17 protein-coding genes are annotated in these 20,791 nt (G+C 41.6%); 4 read left to right on the forward strand and 13 right to left on the reverse strand.

Annotated features, from left to right (window positions below; all coding sequences use genetic code 11):
* Positions 1-34: 34 nt before the first annotated feature.
* The 4 genes from BUA11_RS00620 to BUA11_RS00635 all read right to left on the reverse strand — a co-directional run bounded on the left by BUA11_RS00620 (position 35) and on the right by BUA11_RS00635 (position 7,852).
* Entirely contained in the window at positions 35-1,297 is a 1,263-nt protein-coding gene (locus BUA11_RS00620; RefSeq protein ID WP_178137729.1) for an exopolysaccharide biosynthesis polyprenyl glycosylphosphotransferase, read from the reverse strand.
* A 60-nt stretch (positions 1,298-1,357) separates the two neighbouring features.
* Positions 1,358-1,987 carry a CpsB/CapC family capsule biosynthesis tyrosine phosphatase gene (locus BUA11_RS00625; protein WP_072757268.1) on the reverse strand — a complete coding sequence of 210 codons (630 nt, stop codon included), beginning with the start codon at positions 1,985-1,987 and terminating at the stop codon, positions 1,358-1,360.
* Between the two features lie 461 nt (positions 1,988-2,448).
* Positions 2,449-4,617 (reverse strand): GumC family protein, encoded by a 2,169-nt coding sequence (locus BUA11_RS00630; RefSeq protein WP_072757270.1) that lies wholly within the window; start codon positions 4,615-4,617, stop codon positions 2,449-2,451.
* A gap of 22 nt (positions 4,618-4,639) precedes the next feature.
* Positions 4,640-7,852 carry a polysaccharide biosynthesis/export family protein gene (locus BUA11_RS00635; protein ID WP_072757826.1) on the reverse strand — a complete coding sequence of 1,071 codons (3,213 nt, stop codon included), beginning with the start codon at positions 7,850-7,852 and terminating at the stop codon, positions 4,640-4,642.
* Positions 7,853-8,122: 270 nt separating this feature from the next.
* Here BUA11_RS00635 and BUA11_RS00640 point away from each other — a divergent pair, with 270 nt between their 5' ends.
* Both BUA11_RS00640 and BUA11_RS00645 read left to right on the forward strand, forming a co-directional pair.
* Positions 8,123-9,421 (forward strand): nucleotide sugar dehydrogenase, encoded by a 1,299-nt coding sequence (locus BUA11_RS00640; protein ID WP_072757271.1) that lies wholly within the window; start codon positions 8,123-8,125, stop codon positions 9,419-9,421.
* Between the two features lie 140 nt (positions 9,422-9,561).
* A complete protein-coding gene (locus BUA11_RS00645) occupies positions 9,562-11,778 on the forward strand; it encodes a fibronectin type III domain-containing protein (RefSeq protein ID WP_072757274.1) in 2,217 nt (738 codons plus the stop codon).
* A gap of 80 nt (positions 11,779-11,858) precedes the next feature.
* On the opposite strand, the gene BUA11_RS10415 is transcribed toward BUA11_RS00645, so the two are convergent.
* The 9 genes from BUA11_RS10415 to rbsD all read right to left on the reverse strand — a co-directional run bounded on the left by BUA11_RS10415 (position 11,859) and on the right by rbsD (position 18,712).
* Entirely contained in the window at positions 11,859-12,425 is a 567-nt protein-coding gene (locus tag BUA11_RS10415) for an IS3 family transposase (RefSeq protein ID WP_245789400.1), read from the reverse strand.
* Positions 12,404-12,682: an IS3 family transposase gene (locus BUA11_RS10420; RefSeq protein WP_245789402.1), complete on the reverse strand. Its 279-nt coding sequence runs from the start codon at positions 12,680-12,682 to the stop codon at positions 12,404-12,406. The genes BUA11_RS10415 and BUA11_RS10420 overlap by 22 nt, the downstream gene beginning before the upstream one ends.
* Positions 12,660-12,962 (reverse strand): transposase, encoded by a 303-nt coding sequence (locus tag BUA11_RS10425; protein WP_072757276.1) that lies wholly within the window; start codon positions 12,960-12,962, stop codon positions 12,660-12,662. Before BUA11_RS10425 ends, BUA11_RS10420 begins: the two co-directional genes overlap by 23 nt.
* Positions 12,963-13,063: 101 nt before the next feature.
* Positions 13,064-13,960 carry a ribokinase gene (rbsK, locus tag BUA11_RS00660; protein ID WP_072757278.1) on the reverse strand — a complete coding sequence of 299 codons (897 nt, stop codon included), beginning with the start codon at positions 13,958-13,960 and terminating at the stop codon, positions 13,064-13,066.
* A 1-nt stretch (position 13,961) separates the two neighbouring features.
* A complete protein-coding gene (locus BUA11_RS00665; protein WP_072757280.1) occupies positions 13,962-14,951 on the reverse strand; it encodes a LacI family DNA-binding transcriptional regulator in 990 nt (329 codons plus the stop codon).
* Positions 14,952-15,027: 76 nt separating this feature from the next.
* A complete protein-coding gene (locus BUA11_RS00670; RefSeq protein WP_072757282.1) occupies positions 15,028-15,894 on the reverse strand; it encodes a D-ribose ABC transporter substrate-binding protein in 867 nt (288 codons plus the stop codon).
* 25 nt (positions 15,895-15,919) lie between these two features.
* Complete coding sequence (locus BUA11_RS00675; RefSeq protein WP_072757293.1) at positions 15,920-16,846, reverse strand: ABC transporter permease; 927 nt, start codon at positions 16,844-16,846, stop codon at positions 15,920-15,922.
* Positions 16,846-18,324 (reverse strand): sugar ABC transporter ATP-binding protein, encoded by a 1,479-nt coding sequence (locus BUA11_RS00680; protein WP_072757295.1) that lies wholly within the window; start codon positions 18,322-18,324, stop codon positions 16,846-16,848. Before BUA11_RS00680 ends, BUA11_RS00675 begins: the two co-directional genes overlap by 1 nt.
* Position 18,325: 1 nt before the next feature.
* On the reverse strand, positions 18,326-18,712 hold the full coding sequence (gene rbsD / locus BUA11_RS00685; protein ID WP_072757297.1) for a D-ribose pyranase: 387 nt from the start codon (positions 18,710-18,712) through the stop codon (positions 18,326-18,328).
* A 272-nt stretch (positions 18,713-18,984) separates the two neighbouring features.
* On the opposite strand from rbsD, the gene BUA11_RS00695 reads away from it, so the two are divergent.
* Together BUA11_RS00695 and BUA11_RS00700 are read left to right on the forward strand one after the other, a co-directional pair.
* On the forward strand, positions 18,985-19,779 hold the full coding sequence (locus tag BUA11_RS00695; protein ID WP_072757301.1) for an NAD(P)/FAD-dependent oxidoreductase: 795 nt from the start codon (positions 18,985-18,987) through the stop codon (positions 19,777-19,779).
* Positions 19,780-19,813: 34 nt separating this feature from the next.
* The gene (locus tag BUA11_RS00700) at positions 19,814-20,788 is read left to right on the forward strand and encodes a radical SAM protein (protein ID WP_143145240.1); all 975 of its coding nucleotides are present in this window, start codon (positions 19,814-19,816) and stop codon (positions 20,786-20,788) included.
* The last annotated feature ends 3 nt before the right edge of the window (positions 20,789-20,791 follow it).

The following is a 20,791-nucleotide window of genomic DNA, read 5'->3' on the forward strand; positions in this document are numbered from 1 at the left end:
CCAGCAATTCTTTCATTAGCACGTTTGGTAGTTTCTACTTCGCCCCTCTTCTAAACAACATCGTCTCAGGCGTTTTCATGATTATCTTTACATTCAACCAAAAGTTCTTGTTCTTCACATACCACAAATCGTACTCTAACTTTTTTGCCGCCTCGTCTACTGATGACGAATATTGGTACGTTATTTGCGCCCAGCCGGTTATACCAGGTTTTACCTTGAGTCTGTATTCGTAATAAGGTATGTCCGCATGTGAATATATCTCGTGGAGCTCTTTTTGCTCAGGTCTTGGACCAACAATACTCATATCACCCTTAAGTACATTTATCAGCTGCGGTAATTCATCTAATCTGTATTTCCGAATTATTTTACCCACCTTCAATATACGGCCCTTTTCCTGATCCGGATATTTTGGCTGTGAATCGTTCTGCGGAAGGTTTCTCATACTTCTGAATTTGTACATTGTAAACAACTTCCCGTCTTTTCCTGCACGCTTCTGCTTAAATATCACCGGTCTTCCATCTTCTATGAGTATCGCCAATGCGATAATTAGCCATAGTGGTGATGTCAAGATTATCGCCACTATTGAGACGAATATGTCAAGCAGCCTTATCGCAAGCGTGTCTTTCGGTTTTGAAAATTCAAGGATGTAATATTGTTCGTATTTTTCAATTAGATTCAAAGGAATCCGCTTAAGTTTTTGTTCGATAAAATCTGGCAAATATTTGATTTGTTTGTTTGAATAGTTGGCGTTGAAATCGTTTTCTATCGTCTTTGCGAATTTGAGATTACCTATAAGCACGCCGTTTGATATTTGCATCAGTGCCCTAAGTTGTGATAAATCTGGGTTAACGTAGCCTGAGATTGAAAACATTGAGCCACTGTTTTTTGTAAGTTCATCAATTATATCACTGTATTCTTCCTGCTTTCCTATTATAACATATTTCTGCGGTTTAAGTAAAGATTTTATGCCAACAAACAACACAACATTCAAAATGGAAACTGAAAGACTTGCCGATAGGGTGAACCATACGTATCGAGGCGAGAATGTGAACTCCGAGATTAAATCAAGAAAGTAAAACAGCACAATGTCTATTGTTCCTGCAATGAACGTCCTAAAAAGCTGCGACTTAAAAGAAGAGAGGTATTCTGTGTCGTATAATCTGAACGAATAGTACGCAAGCAATAATATAAGTAGATAAACTAAGGTTGAAAATGTGGTATTTTTTGGAATAATATCTGACAATAGATATAGCAAAGCTACGTTAGAGGCGAAGATCCCTATCTTTATCCTTTCCACAAAATACCCCCTTACGTTCAGATATTCTACATTTTAGACTGCGTAACCAGAAAATTCGTTCTATACTTTCGCAAGTCTTAAAATCCTATGCCCTTTTTCAATAAGGCTCTTGTAATCTTTAAGTCTTTCCCAATCTAGTTTTCCCCTTTTCACTCCATGGTAATCTGTCGCGATGAAATCAACGTAATCGTTCTTGATAAAGTAGTTTTTCTTGTCAAGTGCGCTGATGTTCATTTGGAAATAAACATTCATTTCTTTCAATTTGCGAACAACATGTCTGTTGTTCTCAAGCCACGCGTACCGCTCAACGTGAGCAAGGATGACATCATAGCCTTCAAGTTGCAGTTCAAATATTTGGTCAAAGAGATATAGAGGGTAATTTAATGTGTCAAGCTCGACGAGCACAAACCTATCAAGTATAGGTATGAAATCTTGGAATTTTGGTTTCAAGTAGAGTTCGCTTCCAAGCTCGCAGCGAATTCCAATCCTATTGCACTCTTCCTTCAGAATTTGGAAGTGCTGTTTTATTTTTTGAATGTCACTTTTTACTGTTGGGTGGTTTACGTGGGGAGTGAATACCACAAAATCTATTCCATGCCTTTTGTAATCTTCCAGAATTTCTATTGACTCTTCCAGCGTTTCAACCCCGTCGTCTACCCCAAAAAGAATGTGGTTGTGAATGTCGTACATACACACGCCCCCCAAATTGGAAGTTAAAGCAAGAATTAAAGAATATATGTATTAGTCAGAAATATCATACCACAAAAGATACACTATCGCAATCGTGTTAGTATATATTTTCTTCCAGTGCACATTAATGTTTCGGAACTTCAACCAAATTTAACCTCAAAAGTCTGTCTCCTGGCATAATTCGTAAGTGTAGTATTTAAGCGATTCTGGACAATACTTCTCCTGTCTGCATGCCGATTACCTAACTTATTCAGAAACAAGATTCACATTCGTTCAGACTGCTTAACAAAATGACTTAAGAGTTGTTTGATTGAACAAAGCCTTTGGTGTTAAATTCGTTTTTTTTGATGAACTTAGGCCAATTCTCGATACATATTTGTGTAATCAAAATTTCACCTTATTTACACATGATGTATAATATTAAAAATAAAGCTCCGCATTTGATTGCGGAGCCTTGAGAACTATTTTTCTTTACTTTTCCTTCGTTTTTTCTTCTTTTTGCCTTCTGTCGTGTAATAGTAGTAATAGTAGTAGTAGTAGTAACCCATCTGGTTTGCTGTTATGTCGTTTATAACAGCGCCGAGGAGTTTTGCCGACGACGTCTGTATATTTTCATATGCAACTCTTAAAGATGGTTTTTGCGTTTTACCGGCACGCACTACAAGAACAATGCCATCGGTATATTTGGAGACTATCAATGAATCTGCTGCTGCAAGGATTGGCGGAAGGTCGATAACGATTCTTTCGTATTTTTCACTCAATTTCTGGATAAAATCTTCCATCTTTTTCGACGTTAGTAATGCCGTTGGATTTGGTGGTATCGGTCCAACTGGGATTATATCTATATTTTCACCATAATTCACAATAATTCTTTCAACTGGAATGTCCTTTAGTAGATGATTCGTTACACCTATGTTTATCCTTTCAATTCCAAGAACCTTCTCGATTCTGGGTTTCCTCATATCCAGATCAAGCAGGAGCGTTCTATTTCCATTTTGAGCGTACGCCAGAGCTATGTTAGCTGCAATAAGTGTTTTACCCTCACCAGGTCCTGAGCTTGTAACAGCAACAATTTTCGGTGCCGGGGTGTTTGAATATTCGATATTTGTTGCAGTTAGCTTCAGAGCTTCTGCTTGCGGCGATGTTGGTGAGTTTACGACAACAAGCTCTGGTGATTCGCTCGTTTCTGGAAATTCTATGTTCGGTATCCTTCCGAGCACTGGCGAACCTTTAAGCATGTGCTTTATGTATTCCTCATCAGATATCGTTTTGTCAAATGCTTCGAGGAGGAAGACAAGGAGTATGCCTAAGAAGATTCCAAGCACGCCTCCGATTGCAAGTGTAAGTTTTTTGTTCGGTTTCACCGGTTGGGTTGGCGTAATCGCTGAATCCACAAGTGTTGCCCTTCCAACAACGCCGGCTTCGGATATCCTTGTTTCTTCAAGTTTTTCAAGAAGAATGCTGTAGAGGTTTTCTTTGACTTTTCTGTCCCTTTCAAGTTCGAATAGTTGCTGCTCAAGCATTGGCAGCGTACTGATTTTTTGCTCGTATTTACTCTTGATGCTTTCAATTGAGCTTATTGTTGATTGGTAAACTAACAATTCCGTATTGCTCTGGATGAGTTCGGAGTACATTGATGCATAGTTTGGGTCTGTTGTTTGAACTTGGGATGTTACTATGCTCTCGACTTGGTTTTTTAACATCTTCTCTGTTTCCTCGATTTGTTTTCGGAGAGATTTGACTTGTTGGTCGTTCTCTGAATACGTATTCAGCAATGCTGAAAGCTGGATTTGTAAGTCGACAAGCTTTGCTTTCAATTGACTCACAACTGGGTTGACTGATATTGTCTCTGAAGAGACTATCTTTTGATTCATAGATTTGAGCTGCTGAGTCAATGCTGAAATTTTTGCTTTGACTTCTTCAACTTTGATTTTGTAAGTGTTGATTTGCGTGTCAAGGTTGTAGAGCGTGTTGAGAAGGTTTTGAGACTCTACATTTAACACGTAGACTTTGTTCGTCTGTTTGAATTTCTTGAGTTGGTCTTCTACCTGTTTGAGTTCTTCTTCTACTTTTGGTATCTGCTGTTCGATGAACTCCCTTCGTGCAGTGTATTCGTTCCTTGAGAGTCTCTGAAGAAGCTCGTTGTAGACGCTTGCGAGTTCGTTTGCAATGTTCTTTGCAAGTTCTGGGTCTGGGTTTTGCACGCTTATTTTGACTATACTCGTATCTTTAACCGGTGAAACGGTTATCATATTTGAAAGAGATTTGATCACATCGTATGTGTCTATTTCACTGTTTTTTGATTTATTCTTGAAATATTCAACGAGGTTAAGGTTCTTTACCACTGTTTCAATGTTTGTTCTGCTCTTTATCAATTCCACTTCTGTCGATATATCAGGCCTTGATGAAGTGTATCCTGTTGCTGAGAATAAATCTGTAAGGCTTCCTTTTGATTTCGGCTCGATGTTTATGGTCACGCTTGCTTCATAAATCGGTGTTGCAAGCATGAGGTACACGATTGTTACAGCAAAAACAGCTATAACTGTTGCAAAGAACCACCAGAAGCGCCTTTTGAATATTCTAAGAAGATCCTCTAACGTGATTTCGTCTCTTGTCATTTCCTGATCCATCATTTATTCCTCCTTGATGCCATTATTTGAAAAGTCCGGATACGTTGTTGTAGAAGGTTATTAGGTTATTTATAACCGGTATCCATTCAAGTGCACTTCTGAATATATCAGACGGCACGAAGATTATGTCTCCGCTTTCAATCACAGGATTGTATTCTATCTTTCCACCGCTCATTGCACCCGCAAGGTTTATCTGTTCCGCTTTTCCATTGATTCCACCTTTGTAGAGCCATACGCTTGATGGCGCTGCTTTTGTGCTGAAGTATCCAGCCTGGATTATCGCTTGCAGCACCGTTGTGCCTTCTGTCAGCTGGACTATTCCTGGCCTGTTCACTTCGCCAAGCACGTACGCGTAGTTCTGCGGCGCGTCGATTATCCTTACGATGTCCCCTGGATTGATGTTGTACCCTCTTGCCTGGGTAAGGTCCTTGAGCTCGATTGTTTGTTTTTCCGTTCCTTTTGTAATTTCAAGTCTTCTGTAATTTTTGTCTATTCCTGCTTTTGTGAGTATTTCGTAGAGCGTTACTGGTTTGTCTGAGTAAATCATGCTCGGATTTCCGTTTGCGTTGATTACGTATATGTAGTTTTCTTTGTCGACGTCAAAGAGGAGTATGCTGTTATTAGTAAGCTTTGCGTTTGCAAATTCGCTCCATTCTATCTGCTCAACTTTTTCATCGTCTATCACAGTAATCTTGTTGCTTATGCCTTCTTTTAACCCTCCAAGTTTTCCCATGAGCGTTCTTAAGTCAAACTCTTCGCCTTGGGTGAATCTCACAAGTCCATTCGGTACGCCTTTACCGAACACATAGACTTGGTTCGGTTCTTTCTGCGTGACGTATACAAAGTCTCCATCTTCAACTTGCGCGTTCTCTATGCCTTTGAATATTTTCTCTGCATCGTACTGTCCAGCCAACGCACCGTTTCGAATAATTAAAACTTTGTCAGATGCGTAATAGAGTTCCGGTCCGATGATGAGCCCGCCGAGTTTAGCAAAGAGCGTTTTCAAGTCTGGCGTTTCGTAGTAGTCGAACTGCACTCTGCCCGTGCTTCTTATGTACCCCATCGCCGTTACGTAGACCGGCTTTTTGAGCTGGACGTTGAGTATCGCGCCTTTTTGAATCGGCGTGTCTTTTGTGAAGTCTATCGCTGTTGCATTGTCGGTGATTTTATCTATCTTTCTTAAATCGCTCAGTCCTACTTTTGCAAGTATTTTCTGGATGGTTATCGGTTCGTTGAGTGCGAACGTGACGTATGAGGAGACATCTCCAACAAGGTACACGGCATTGACGTCGGATTGTTTGAAGATCAATGTGTCGTGTTTTTCAAGTATTTGGTCTTGTTTACCGTAGATGAGTTTTTCAGGTTCGTATTCGAATTGTTTTCCATTTCTCAAGAGTGTTATCTTTTCAACGGTTTCTGGCTGGGTTATGAGTTTTTTGACCACATAGCTCAGCGTTTTCGGTTCGTAGTATGAGAGCTGGAGTACGCCTGGTCCTGATATGCCTGTGGTGTAAATCAGGAACGGTTCGTACGATACAAGCACTGTATCGCCAAGCGACAGGTTGACGTCTTTCTTGTTGTATATTATATCTCTGAGGTTGACTTCGATTTGGTTATTTATCAGTGCTTTTCCTTCGTTTTCAACATCTGAGTTTGGCAGTCCGATTTTGTTCAGCAATGTTTTGAGTGTCCTTGGCTCTTGCGGTTCGAATGGTATTTTACCTTTCTGGTTTGCAAAGCCTTGGACGTATACGTAGAATTCGTCGAATTTCTTTATCTCGACTTTGTCACCGTTGCTGAGCGTGTATTCCTGAGCTTTTGATATGTCGACAGCTTTTCCGTTTATCTTCACCGATTCGATCCATTTCAGTTGGTCTGTCGGAATGCCGCCTATTTTTGTAAACAAGCCTGCGAGTGTCTTTGGCTCGTCTGGTTCGAACGTGACTATGCCAGGTTTGTAATCACCCGTGAGGTAGATTTTGAATTCTGGGTATTTTTTTATTTGAACTGTGTCGTTGTTCTTGAGAGAGTATGTGTCTATCTTTGAGAGGTCAACAGTAGTATCGTTTATCTTTATCGATTCTATCCATTTGAATTGTTCAGTTTTGAGACCACCGATTTTCGTGAGTAGCGTCTTTAGCATCTTTGGTTCATTTGGTTCGAATGTGATTATTCCAGTTGAGAAATCACCCGTTAAGTATATTTTGAACTCTTCGTATTTTATTACGTTCACTATCGCACCGTTTGGAAGGATGACGTTCGCTGCCATGGTTAGTATTGTGGGTGAGAATTCTTGAGTCTTTCCATCCGGTGTGGTGACTGTGATTTTTTCTATCCACTTTTCGTTGTCTTTCGATATCCCTCCAGCTTTCGCTATCGCAAGTGCAAGGTTTTGTGGTTCTTCAACTGCGAATGTTTTGACTCCCGCACTCGGAACGAAGCCAAGAACGTAAACATATCTATCGTCTCTTTTGGGGATGTACAAAGAAGTTCCCTGTGTGAGAGAATAATCGGTTTTTCCGCTGAGAACGTCTTTGAGGTTTACGGTAACTGTCTTGTTTGCTGTTGTAAGGTAAGAATTCTCTATCACAGCGATTTGTTCGTTGAGTGTGCCGAGGCGCAGAAGTAGAGTTTTCAATGTCAAACCGGGTTCGTATTTGAATATGGCAGAGTATGCGCCACTTACTTGAATCGTCTGACTGTATTTCACCGGTGGGAAGTAGATTACATCTCCTTCTTGAAGAAGAACATCATTATCTATCTTGCCTTCGTAGAAGAACGGGAGCATGTTTATCGTCTGTGTCTTACCTGCTCGTTTGAGCTGGATATTCTCAAAATCGATTTCTGTTGTTGGCGAAAGGTTGAGAATTGAGAAGAGTTTTGAGATAGTGAGATTTTGATAATTCGAAATGTCAAAAGTGCGGTTCATTGCACCTTGGAAGTAGACATACATCGGTGCGTAGTCGACGATATAGACGGTTATGACAGGGTCTTTTATGAATTTTCTGACAGTTTGTTCGATTAGGTTCTTCACTTGATCAACTGTTAATCCTTCCACTTTGATATTTCCTGCATACGGATATGGAATCGTTCCATCAAATGCGACTTTCACTGTTCGGGAGAATTGTGGTTGACCAAACACTTCAATGGCGATAGTATCACCAACACGGAGCGTGTACCCAAAGATACTCAGCGCAAAAATAATACTTAGAAAGCCGATAATCCACTTTCTCATCACTTTCTTACCACCCCTTAATATTCAATTTGTTTTTCCACTTCATTTGAATTATATCATACCACAACTCAGAGATTAATAGTTAAAATTTCCAGTTTTGTTACAATCATAGCAGCCCACTGCACTATAAAGCCACTTCCAGCAACCGAAAACATTCCAAAAATAATGGACGGAATATATCCTTCGGTTACACTAAACTTTTCCCTTTGACTTCCGATAATAGATATGGTAAAATTCATTCAGTGAATGAATGATTGGGAGGGATGGAGAATGAGTTTGTACGAAAAGATATTAAGCAAAAATGCGGTAATAGGCGTTATTGGGATGGGATATGTTGGGCTGCCTTTGGCTGTTGAGAAGGCGAGGGCAGGTTACAGGGTTGTTGGGTTTGATATACAGCAAAAGAGGGTTGATATGATCAACCGCGGGGAGAATTATATAGGAGATGTGGATGATGCTGAACTCAAAGAGCTTGTCCAGTCGAAGGAGTTAAGAGCGACGGCGGATTTCGATGAATTGAAAAGTTGCGATGTAATAAGTATATGCGTGCCAACACCGCTTGATAAATTCAAGCAGCCAGATTTGAGCTATATTATCAACAGCGCAAATGAGATAAAGAAGAGGTTGAGAAAAGGACAGCTTGTCGTTTTGGAAAGTACAACGTACCCAGGGACAACGGATGAGGTAGTACTGCCAATTTTGGAAGAAACTGGCTTGAAAGTTGGTAAGGATTTCTATCTTGCGTTCAGCCCTGAGAGAGTTGACCCAGGAAATCCACGATACAAGACGAGAAATACCCCTAAGGTTGTCGGCGGTATGACTCCTGAGTGTACGAAGCATGCGGTGGCGCTGTATGAGAACGTGCTTGAAGCTGGCGTGTTCCCAGTTTCTTCGCCGAGGGCTGCTGAGATGACGAAGATTTTGGAGAATACGTTCAGGCTTGTGAATATAGCCCTCGTGCAGGAGATGACGAAGGTAGCGAATAAGATGAATATAAACATCTGGGAGGTTATAGATGCGGCTGCGACGAAGCCGTTCGGTTATATGCCGTTCTATCCTGGACCCGGCATCGGCGGGCACTGTATTCCGATAGATCCGTTCTATTTGGTCTACAAGGCGAAAGAGTACGATTTGCACATGATGCTCGTTGAGGTTGCGGGCGAGATTTCGGATAATATGCCGTACTATGTTGTCGACAGGCTTTCGGATATTTTGAACGACAGGATGCAGTGTTTGAACGGAAGGAATATCCTTTTGCTTGGCGTGACGTACAAGGGGAATATAGATGATTTGAGGGAGAGTCCTGCGTTGAAGGTGATTGAGATTCTTGAACGAAAGAAAGTGAATGTGTTCTACTACGATCCGTTTGTTCCTGAGTTCACGCACAACGGGAAGCACTACAAGAGAATTGAATTGACTGAGGAGAATTTGAAGAAGATGGATGGGGCTATAGTTACATCAGGCCACACAATCGGAATAGACTATGAATTCGTCGCGAAGAACGTGCCGTTTTTGTTCGATACGAAGAATGTGACGAAAGGAAAATACGAGAACGTGATACTGCTCTAATAGTGAATTGTGATGTTATGAAAGCATCTCCGAACCAATTCGGAGATGCTTTTTTTGTATAGGATTTTGGGGAGAAGGTGTGGTATAATGATTTTTGAAAGGGTTTGAAAGAAAAATACAGAATTTCAGGGAGGGGTTGTATGAGATTTACAAAGATAAAGAAGGCAAGCTCTTTGCTTTATTTCGCTTTGGCTTTATATTCTGCATTCCTGCTTGTTAGTTGTGTGCCAACGAATAATAACGGCGGTGCGAACAGCAACAAGCCGTTACTTCTGAGCCCTCAGGATGAGGCTGTGAATGTCGAATTCAATAATGCAGTTTTGAAGTTTAGAACGCCCACTAACGAAAAGTACGAATTGGTAGTTAAGGAAGCAGTTAATAATGTAGAGGTTTATAAAACCGTTGTTGACGGTAACGGAGACGAGGTATCAGTTGTTGTTCCAAAAGGAAAGCTCAAGCCTACAGTAAGATATAAGTGGTACGTAAGGTTGAGGGATGACGATTCAGTTGCAAGTGACGTATGGTATTTCAATACAAAAAATAATACACCACCTTCTGTGAGCAACCTGAAACCTGATAAGACTTCTGATCATCCTTTTGGAGCTCTGGCGTTAACTTGGAGCGCAACTGATCCAGATAACGACGATTTGACTTTTGAGGTAAAGGTGTATTTACTTGGCAAGACTGAACCTGTTTTCACAACTACAGTTGCAACAAATTCTGCTGTTGTAAAGAATTTAGAACAGCAGAAGGATTATGAATGGACTGTTAAAGCCAAAGATCCATGGGGAAGCGAGAGCTCTCTGACAAGGGCAACTTTCAGAACGAAAACAAATGAGGCACCGCAAAATATTGAGCTTTTGAACCCAAAGAACGGGCAGGTTGGTGTTAAGTTCAACAACTTGCTACTACAATGGGAAGGATACGATAAAGATTACGAAGAGCTAAAGTACAACGTCTCGCTGAACGATAGTCAGAATTTGCTCAGCGGTTCGACGCTTACTCAGTACAGGGTAACTGGGCTGAAACCAGATACTCTCTATAGGTTAAAGATAACCGCTATCGATACGTACGGCCTTTCGAAAACTCAGGAATTCACGTTCACAACGAAGCAAAATTCGCCACCAAACAAACCAACGTTGTTAGAACCTGCTAACAATTCAAGGGTGAATTTTGCAAAGATAACGTCTTTGACGTTTAGATGGCTTAATTCAGTTGATCCCGATGAAGACACAGTTTCGTACGATTTTGTTATTGAGTCGGAAGGAAACGTTGTGGTGAGCAGGGAGGGTATAAATTCAACTTCTCAAATCTTTTCTGACCCAAAAAGTATCTTAGACGTCGGCAAGACTTATGCATGGTATGTCGTCGCTAAGGATCCGCATGGCGGAAAGACGCAGAGCGAAAAGTTCACATTCGAAACGTATGAGAATAATCCGCCGACAAAGCCAACATCGCCGTATCCGGCTAACGGTGCGATAAATCAGCCGAACAGAATTCCAAAGTTCTCGTGGCAGTCTTCAGATCCAGATGGTGATCCGCTTAAGTTCGACGTATACATCGGTAACTCGCCGTCAAACCTGAGCTTAGTTACCGCAACTGACTTAACGACAACTTCTTTCGAAACGGGTTATCTTTTTGAATTTGGAAAGACGTACTACTGGAAAGTCGCAGTAAAGGATGGTTATAACCCTCCGGTTGAAAGCGATGTATGGAGTTTCACGATAACTAATAAGGATAATCCGCCAACGCAACCTGTTCTGGTCAACCCAGCAAATGGAAGTACTGGCATAGCTTTGAATAATGTTACTCTGAAATGGAACGCGAGTTCAGATGTTGAAACATCAAAAGAGAATCTCGTTTATTATCTATACTTTGGACGTGCTGATAACATGACGCTCTTGGCAACAATTACTGGAAGAACAACAGCCGAAATCGAACACATCGCAACAGGGCTTAAGCCAGTTACGACATATTACTGGCGCGTAGAAGTTAAGGATAGCTTTGGAAATTACGCATACAGCACGACTTGGAATTTCACAACAAAGCAGAACGAAGCACCTAATTTTCCAATAAATCCAAGTCCGTCTGACGGAGGTTCCATCACTTCCTCAAGTACGCCTGCAACGATAACACTATCTTGGAGCTGTTCGGATCCGGATGGAGATGCTTTGACGTACGAAGTATACGTCAGCAGGACGACTGATTTTACAGGCGTGGCACCTATCAGAACAAACATGAATTCAGTTCAGTACACTGCTCCAGATTATGGATGGTATTACTGGTACGTGGTAGCAAAGGATCCACACGGTGGAGCAACTAAGGGTAAGACATGGAAGTTTGAAATCAAGAAGTGAAATAAGTCAAAGTAAAAGACCGTGGTTTTCTGGTCTTGCCCCCGAAAGTGTGGTATGTAAAAAAATCGATTTATTCTTTTTCACACCGCATGGCTTCGGTACTCCACCGGAGCCATGCCTTTTAATCTTACCTGATATCTCTCTTCATTGTAGAACCTTTCATATTCTTTTACTGTCTTTTCTCCGTGTATCTTCACCAATTCTTCCTTAAAATGGCTAAAGAAGCTTTCTGCTGGTCCATTGTCTTGTGGTATCCCTTTCCTTGACATGCTTTGGATTATACCTTTTTCTCTTAACTTCCTTACTGTCAATATATGTGTGAATTGGAATCCTCTGTCTGTATGAAATATGTTTCCTTCTTTGTACTTACCACTCTTCAACCATTCATCTATTACCTTATGCGCTAATTCCATCCCATTGCTTTTTCTTATCCCATAGCTTACTATTTCGTTGTTGTACAAGTCTTGTATTATCATTAAGTACAATTTCCCTTCTTTTGTCTTTATCTCTGTTATATCACTTACAAACTTTTCATACTTACTTTCACTTCTAAAGTTCCTTCTTAGTATGTTATCACTTACATACAATGTTTCTTTTGCTGCTCTGCTTATGTAGTTCTTCTTCCTTATCCTTGCATACAGCCCCACATTAGCCTGTATACCTTTTTGTGATTTACTATCTTTCCTTCTCTTCTTAGCACCATCGTTATCCTTCTGTATCCGTAGATTCCATTGTACTTGAAGTATATCTCTCTTATCCTTTCTTTTATCTGCTTATCTTTATCCTTCTTATTTATCGCTCGGTAATACCCATTTGTTGATATGTCCGCTATTTCACACAATAGGCTAATGCTGAATTCACTGCTTAATTGCTTGATTACTTCAATCTTTGTTTTTTTTATCACTCTCTTCAAACAACTTTTCAATCAATAATTTCAAGTATGCATTCTCTGCTCTTAACCTTTCAAGCTCAAGTTCATGTGCTTCTTTCTTCGGTCTGCCTTTTTTCAGTTCGACACTTCCATGAGTAAGGTAGTTCTTTATCCACAATCGTACTCTACCTTCGTCGATGCCCAAAAGAGATGCAATTGTCCTTTTTGGAAGATGCTCTTCCAAGTAGAGTCTAATGACTTCTTGTTTCAGTTCAGCAGAATACTTCTTGAATTTCTGTCCTTTCTTTGCCAAGAAAAACACCCCCTTGTTGGTTTTATTTTACCATACTCGGGGGTGCTTTTCTTTTTCATTTTTCGTTATTGGGACTCAGTGCATTTCCGCCACGGTCTTTTTTATTTGAATTGTTCGGCTTCTTCACGGTTAGGTATGGAAGGCTGTGCACCTTTTCGTGTTACTGATATTGCCGCACAGGTGTTTGCAAATTCGATTGCACTCTGTATGTCCTTTCCCTCACTTAGTGCAACGGCTAAAGCACCGTTGAAGACGTCGCCGGCTGCGGTTGTGTCCACGGATTGAACCTTGATAGTCGGAACTGAGATCATCGTTTTCTCATCTATATACGTTGCACCCTTTTCACCTTGTTTTACAACCATAGTTCTTAGTCCTTTTTCTTTGAATGCTTCGAACGTTTTCTCTATTGATTCGTATCTGCCGATGATGTTTTCTGAGAGTGTTTTTAATTCTTCTTCGTTTGGTGTGAGTATATCTACGTAAGGGAATATCTCTGGGTTAATTCCTATAGCTGGTGCAGGGTCGAAGATTACTAATTTTCCAGCGTCTTTTAATAGCTTTGCTGCAAGGAGGGTTGATTCGAAAGGTATTTCGTTTTGTAAAAGGAGAATGTCACTTCTCAGTATATCACTCTTACACTCTTCGATAACCTCTGGTGTAAGATATGCGTTCGCTCCATATGTGATCATTATCCTGTTTTCACCAGAAAGCGTTACTTCGATGAACGCAAGGCCTGTGTTCGTGTCGACAAATTTGTAACCTGATATTCCAAGTTTTTCATAGCTTTTTGCAAGTGCGCTTCCGTATGAATCGTTTCCAAGCATAGTTAAAAAAAATACGTTGCTTTTAGAAAGTTTAGCAACCGCAACTGCTTGGTTGGCACCTTTTCCGCCAGGGAAGTATTCAAGATTTAAGATTTTCTGTGTTTCACCGGGTTTGGTAAAGTGCTCAACTGTTAAGACTATATCCATGTTCGAGCTTCCGATAACGGCTATCATTTTATTTCCTCCTTGTAGATTCTCTGACAACGAGTTCTGGTTCGAGGACTATGCCTTCAATGGTGGTCATCTCGCCGTTTATGAGTTTCAACAATATTTCCGCTGCTGTTTTTCCCATTTCGTACGTGGGCTGATGGACAGTTGTCAACGCAGGCTTGTAGTATTTGCTGAATGGTATGTCGTCATATCCAGTCACGCTGACATCGTCGGGTATACGTACTCCTTTCTCTTCTAAAGCATCCAAGAGACCGAATGCTATTAAGTCGTTTCCACACAAGATCGCATCTGGCAAACTTTTTGTTATGTTCTTTCCAAATTCGTACCCTGCGTCGTACGAAAAGCTTGCGTAATGATGTTCGTGTTGCAATCCGTATTCGCGCATTTTAGAAATAAACGCGTCGTGTCTTTGCTTGGCGCTGAATGTGTTTTTGTCACCGTTGATGAATATGAAATTTCTGTGACCGGTGTCTACTAAATAGTCAACGAGCATGGTTATGCCTTTGAAGTTGTCAACAACCACGTAGGATACGTTGACGTCCTTTATGAGCCTGTCTAAGAAGACAACGTTGAGTCCGTGTTGTATGCTCCGCAAAAGTTTCGGGTTCGATTCTCCCGTGCCCGTAAATAGAAGACCATCTATGTGTTTTGATAAAAGCGTATTAAGTATTGTGTCTTCTTTTTTTCTGTTCTGGTCAGAGCTGCCAAAGATCAGCGTGTATCCGTGTTCCCAAAGATAATCTTCGGCACCTCGGACTATTTGGACAAAGAACGGGTTTGAGATATCCGGTAGTATGAATCCTATCGTTTTTGTTCTACCGTGTCGCAAGCTGCGTGCAAGCATGCTCGGGGAATATCCGAGTTCTTGGACGGCTTCTTCTACTTTCTTTTTTAGCTCCTCAGAAACGGGTGCTGAACTGGTTAGTACACGCGAAACTGTTGAGATGGATACACCTGCTTTTCTTGCTACATCTTTAATGCTAACTTTCGCCATTCGTCCACTCTCCAAATTAAGATTTCAAAAGGCCAGGAGGGATTTTCCCCCTCCCGGCTGAACCATTGTATCTATTTTACTTAGTAACGAGTTCCAATTCAACTGGGATGAAAACCGTTTTGTTTGTTAAGTATTCGTGAGCTTTCTGGACGGCGAGTTGTCCCATAAGATATGGCTGTTGTGCAACTGTTGCAGCCATTTCGCCTTTCTTCACAGCATTAAGTGCGTCAGGTATTGCGTCGAATCCAACAACGATTATCTTTCCAAGTTTTCCTGCTGCTCTAATGGCTTCTATTGCCCCGAGTGCCATTTCATCGTTCTGAGCAAATACTGCGTTGATATCAGGATATGCTTGGAGAAGGTTTTCCATGACTCTCATGCCTTCTGCTCTGTTGAAGTTCGCAACTTGTTCCGCGACAAGTTTGATGTTTGGGTATTTTTTCAATTCGTTCTTGAAACCCGCACCTCTGTCACGCGCTGCAGATGTTCCTGGGATACCAACTAACATAACGACTTTGCCGGTTCCTTTAAGCTGTTGAGCGATGAACCTTGCTGCCATCGCACCACCTGCGACGTTGTCAGAAGCTATGTGCACAACAACTTGTCCACCTGCAGCACCACGGTCAACTGTTATTACAGGAATCTTCGCCTTGTTCGCTGCTTCGATAGCTGGGACTATCGCTGCACTGTCTGTTGGGTTGATTATTATCAAATCTACTTTCTTTTGAATGAGGTCTTCTATGTCGTTGAGCTGTTTTGCTGGCTTGTCTTGAGCATCAACCACTAAGAGCGTTATGCCAAGTTCCTTTGCCGCTGCTTGCGCACCATCCCTTAATGTGACAAAGAACGGGTTGTTAAGTGTCGATAATGAAAGTCCGACCTTGAAGCTGAAAACTGAAACCGCAAAAACAACCATCATCAGTACGAGTATCCACCTTTTCATACCTTCCACCTCCTGAAAGAGTTTGTCAACCCTCACGTTCGACCAAGACTGCCGTTAGAATAACTATGCCTTTGACTGCATCTTGATAGAATGGCGAAACATTGAGGATATTCATTCCGTTGTTCAAAATTCCCATTATGAGTGCCCCGAAGAATGTGCCTATAATCGAGCCCTTACCTCCTGAAAGGCTCGCACCACCAAGAACAACAGCAGCGATAGCGTCGAGCTCGTATCCAACACCAAAGGTAGGCTGGGCACTGTTGAGCCTCGATGTTAAGATAATCGCACTTACGGCGCTTAAAAGACCGCTCAGCATGTAAAAGCTGATTTTGTAGACATCAACCTTGACTCCGCTGAGACGTGCTGCTGTTTCGTTTCCACCAATTGAATAAGCGTACAGACCGAACTTGGTATAAGTTGTTATGTAGAACATCAGTGCCAAAAATCCGAACATGATGAGTATAGGAACGGGGATACCGACAATGTCGCCTGAACCGATGAATCTGAAAGCATCAGAAAAGCCAGTGATGGGCATTCCTTCCGTGTAAGCCAGTGTCAAACTCCTTGCAATCGCCATCGTTGCCAACGTCACTATGAACGGCTGTAGTTTTGCTTTCGCAATGATGAAGCCGTTCACAAGCCCAAAGCCAGCTCCGGTTGCAAGTGCAGCGATGATGCCCAGTGCTATTGAATTTTTGCTAACAATCGAAGCGAGTATGGCGGCTGAAAGTGCAAAGACCGAACCTACGGAAAGGTCTATTCCTCCAGAAATGATGACAACGGTCATTCCAAAGGCGATAATAGCCTGCATCGAGACTTGCCTGAGAACGTTGATGAAGTTCGAAACCGTGAAGAATCTGTCTGAAAGGATAGAAAAGAGTATGACAAGTCCGATAAGTCCAACTATTGCAGGATAGTCTTTCAGTTTCCTGAGTACCTTCTTAGATGCCATTACATATCAACTCCCGTAGCTAGTTTTATTACGTTCTCTTCGTTAACATCTTTTCTCCCCAATATTCCCATAGATTTACCCCTGTGCATCACTAAGACTCTATCGCACAAATTGACGATTTCGGGCAGTTCCGATGAGATGAAAATCACGCCAACTCCAGAATTCGCAAGCTCGTTGATTATGTTGTACACCTCAACTTTTGTGCCAACATCTATACCTCTTGTTGGCTCTACCAAAATCACAAGTTTCGGAGTCTTTCTAAGTACTTTTGAGAGCACTACCTTTTGCTGGTTTCCCCCTGAAAGAGTCTTCACCTTTTGCTTTATCGAGCTGACCTTAATCGAATATTTCTTCACCTCATCTGCGGATATCGACTTCGCCTTTTTCCAGAGTATATGCCAAAGTTTAGATACTTCGTCTGTATTTTGCAAGGTGATGTTCTTCACGACATCGAGATCAAGAATCAGTCCCATCTTTTTCCTATCTTCCGGTACGAGCGCTATTCCGTGTTCTAACATGTTCTTCTGTGGCTTTAGGTCTTCACCAAGCAAGGTCATCTTTTCCCATTTCGCTGGTAAGTACCCAAAGATACCTAAGGCTATTTCCGATTTGCCTGAGCCGACAAGCCCTGCAATGCCGAATATTTCGCCTCTCTTAACTGAGAACGTCACATCTTCCACCAAACCTTCGATTGTAAGGCTTTCGACGGAGAATAGCACTTCGTCTGTGGGTTTATTGAACTTGGGATACATCTCTTCGATCTTTCTGCCAACCATAAGGCGTATGAGCTCGTCTTTGCTGATTTCATCAACTCTACCTGTGGTGATATATTCTCCATCACGAAGTACAGTAACCCTATCTGCTATTTCGTATATCTCTTCTAAGCGATGGGAGATGAAAATAACGGATACACCTTTCTTTTTAAGATTTTTAATAATTCCAAAGAGTCTTTCCGTTTCGTATTCGGTTATCGTTGCCGTCGGCTCGTCCATTATGAGTACCTTTGAATTCAAAAAGAGTGCTTTTGCAATCATCACGAGTTGCTTTTCTGATGTGTTCAAATTCTTGACTTTCTCGTCTGCACGGAGATTGAAGTTCAGTTCATCGAGAAATCCTTGGACAATGGCAATTGCCTTCCTCTTTGAGAAATTGAAAGTTTCCAACTTTCCAACAAAAACGTTCTCCGCAACGGTCAGTTCTTCGAATAGGTTTAGTTCTTGGTGGATTGTGGAGATGCCCTTTGCTATTGCCTCCGTTGGACTTTTGAACAACAAGTGCTCTCCGTTATACACTATTCTTCCAGCATCTGGTTGGTGGACACCACTTATTATCTTGATAAGTGTGCTCTTTCCTGCGCCATTTTCGCCGATGAGTGCATGGACCTCACCGGAATACAGGTCAAATCTCACATTCTTTAGAGCTACCACACCTGGGAATGACTTCGTTATGCCCTCGAGTTCTAAAATCTTTTCATTCATTTTAGAATATCACTCCAGAAACGAATATTGCATTGTTGTACGGCTTTACATCACCTGTTCTTATAACTGCTTTGCATTTCTTGCTCAGTTCTTTCAGCTCTTCGTGGCTGGTTCTCTTGATCTTGGCATTTGGAAGCCTTTTTTGAATTTCCTGCACAAACTCGTCCTTTGATTCGTTGGCGATTATTACTTCTTCCACTTCGAGCTCCTTCAAAATCTGTTCAAGGACTTCAAAGAATGTGGGTTTTCCATAGTCTAACACCAGGTCTATCCGTTCCGTTGAATCAGGCACGGGAAAACCCATATCGACTATCGCTATCGTATCTTTGTGCCCCATGGAGGCTACAACTTTAGCTATCTGCGAGTTAAAAATACCTGATTTTTTCAATATCTATCACCCCTTTTTCTGAACTCTTGTTCTTTCTGAAAACGTTTTCGAAAACGTTTTCAGTAAAAAGATAACACATATATTTTGGAAAACAAAATGATGCTATCACAAGTTTTGTGAAGTTCCGTAGAGAAGAGAGAAGTTTATGAACTATCGTGAAAATTTCCGAATCTTTCCTTCGATTTTCTACAATATTTAATGTGGTATAATGAATTAGCGTTTGCTCATTTTGTTTATCATGCCGGTGTCCACATGATGGGGAGGCTGAGTTCTTGAAAATTTCCATAATCGGCGCGGGTCCTGCAGGGATTGCTTGCGGGGTTTTGTTGAAAAGATACGGTGTTGATGTTAGAATTTTTGAGAAAGGCAAAATTGCAGGGACTATACGGAACGCTTGGCGGGTTGAGAATTTTCCGCCGCTTGGTTTTATCTCTGGAGAGCAATTTGTAAAACAACTTGAATGGTATGCTGAACAGTACGGTTTAGAAATCGTACACGATGAGATTTTAAGGATTGAGGATTTAAAGTTGCGTGGGCGAAGTGGGACGTACGATTGCGATATCGCAGTTGTCGCAACGGGGACAAAGCCGAGAAGGATTCCTGAGTTCGAAGTAAGCGAGCGGGTATTGTACGAGTACATTAATCTTCCAAAAGATACTAAAAGAGTTGCGGTTTACGGCGGTGGGGATGTGGCGATTGATTATGCTATCCACGCTTTTGAGGATGAAATAATGCCTACAGTGTTCGTGAGAAATAACGAGTTGAAGGCGGTAAGTAAGCTTGTTGAGTATGCGAAAGAACGAAATATACACATCAAGCTTGGGGATGCTATTAAGCGTGTTGAGGAAGGTAATAGCGGAATAGTCATCTTCTCAGATAGTGGCAGATACGAGTTCGATGCGCTGTTGATAGCTATCGGAAGGGAGTTGAATGTGCCCGAGATAGATGTTTCGAAGATGAAGGTCTACGCAATCGGCGATTGTGCGCATCCTGATTTGAGGCAGTCTTCGATAGCGATAGGCGATGGGGTAAGGTGTGCGATGGAGATTTTAAGAGAGATGAAATAGATAATCAGAAGACTTGTGGAGGTGTGACGTGGATATGGGTAGCCTCATGAACGATTTGAAGGAATTTAAAGTAATCGAAAGCTATGGACGAGAAGATATAGCGATGGTGTATCTGGCTGAGAGTAAAGACGGCGCATTGATCGAGTTCGTAGAGTCAGTTCAGCCCCCCATTCCAAGAGAGAAGAAGTGGGTACTGATAGTTTCAACGATGGACGGATGTCCTGTTGGTTGTATGATGTGCGATGCTGGAGGATATTATCGAAGAAAGTTATCAAAAGAGGAGATTTTGAGCCAGATTCTGTATCTTACGAATAAGAGATTTGGAAGTTATATTCCCGTCGAGAAGTTCAAGATTCAATTTGCGCGCGTTGGGGAACCTGCTTTGAACGACACGGTTCTTGACGTGCTTGAAGAGCTGCCAAGCATTTTGAACGCACCAGGTCTTATGCCTTCAATAAGCACAGTTGCTCCAATAGGCAGGGATAGCTGGTTTGAAAGGTTGTTGGAAATTAAGAATAGGTTGTACGTTGGGCGGTTCCAAATGCAGTTTTCAATCCACAGCACGGATGCAGAGCAAAGAGATAAGATAATACCGGTGAAAAAGTGGAATTTCGAGCGGATGGCAAGTTACGGCGAAAGGTTTGTTTGTGAAGGTGATAGGAAGGTTACGCTCAATTTTGCGTTAGCTCAGGAGAATGTGGCTGATGCTGACGTTATTATCAAGTATTTTAATCCTGAGAAGTTTTTGATAAAGATAACGCCGGTGAACCCGACGTACAGAGCAGTTGAGAATGGGTTGAATTCGGATGTGGATGATAACGGTTTGGTTTTAAAGCACAGGACTTTTGTTGAGAAGTTAAGAGAAAACGGATTTGAAGTTATTATCAGCGTTGGAGAGCTTGAGGAAAATAAGATAGGGAGCAACTGCGGTCAGTACGTGCAAAGACACTTAGCAGCGCAAAGAAAGCTTGATGGAGCATATTTGTTTGTGAATGCGAAAGGGGAGTAGGGT

This window comes from Fervidobacterium gondwanense DSM 13020 (assembly GCF_900143265.1).
In the GTDB taxonomy this organism is placed as follows: Bacteria; Thermotogota; Thermotogae; order Thermotogales; family Fervidobacteriaceae; genus Fervidobacterium; species Fervidobacterium gondwanense.

What these genes read in the sequence shown, in the direction of transcription:
- BUA11_RS00625 (WP_072757268.1), bottom strand. Translation starts at nt 1,987, where the DNA reads ATGTACGACATTCACAACCACATTCTTTTTGGGGTAGACGACGGGGTT.
- BUA11_RS00630 (WP_072757270.1), bottom strand. Translation starts at nt 4,617, where the DNA reads ATGGATCAGGAAATGACAAGAGACGAAATCACGTTAGAGGATCTTCTT.
- BUA11_RS00635 (WP_072757826.1), bottom strand. Translation starts at nt 7,852, where the DNA reads ATGAGAAAGTGGATTATCGGCTTTCTAAGTATTATTTTTGCGCTGAGT.
- BUA11_RS00640 (WP_072757271.1), top strand. Translation starts at nt 8,123, where the DNA reads ATGAGTTTGTACGAAAAGATATTAAGCAAAAATGCGGTAATAGGCGTT.
- BUA11_RS00645 (WP_072757274.1), top strand. Translation starts at nt 9,562, where the DNA reads ATGAGATTTACAAAGATAAAGAAGGCAAGCTCTTTGCTTTATTTCGCT.
- rbsK (WP_072757278.1), bottom strand. Translation starts at nt 13,960, where the DNA reads ATGATAGCCGTTATCGGAAGCTCGAACATGGATATAGTCTTAACAGTT.
- BUA11_RS00665 (WP_072757280.1), bottom strand. Translation starts at nt 14,951, where the DNA reads ATGGCGAAAGTTAGCATTAAAGATGTAGCAAGAAAAGCAGGTGTATCC.
- BUA11_RS00670 (WP_072757282.1), bottom strand. Translation starts at nt 15,894, where the DNA reads ATGAAAAGGTGGATACTCGTACTGATGATGGTTGTTTTTGCGGTTTCA.
- BUA11_RS00675 (WP_072757293.1), bottom strand. Translation starts at nt 16,846, where the DNA reads ATGGCATCTAAGAAGGTACTCAGGAAACTGAAAGACTATCCTGCAATA.
- BUA11_RS00680 (WP_072757295.1), bottom strand. Translation starts at nt 18,324, where the DNA reads ATGAATGAAAAGATTTTAGAACTCGAGGGCATAACGAAGTCATTCCCA.
- BUA11_RS00700 (WP_143145240.1), top strand. Translation starts at nt 19,814, where the DNA reads ATGGGTAGCCTCATGAACGATTTGAAGGAATTTAAAGTAATCGAAAGC.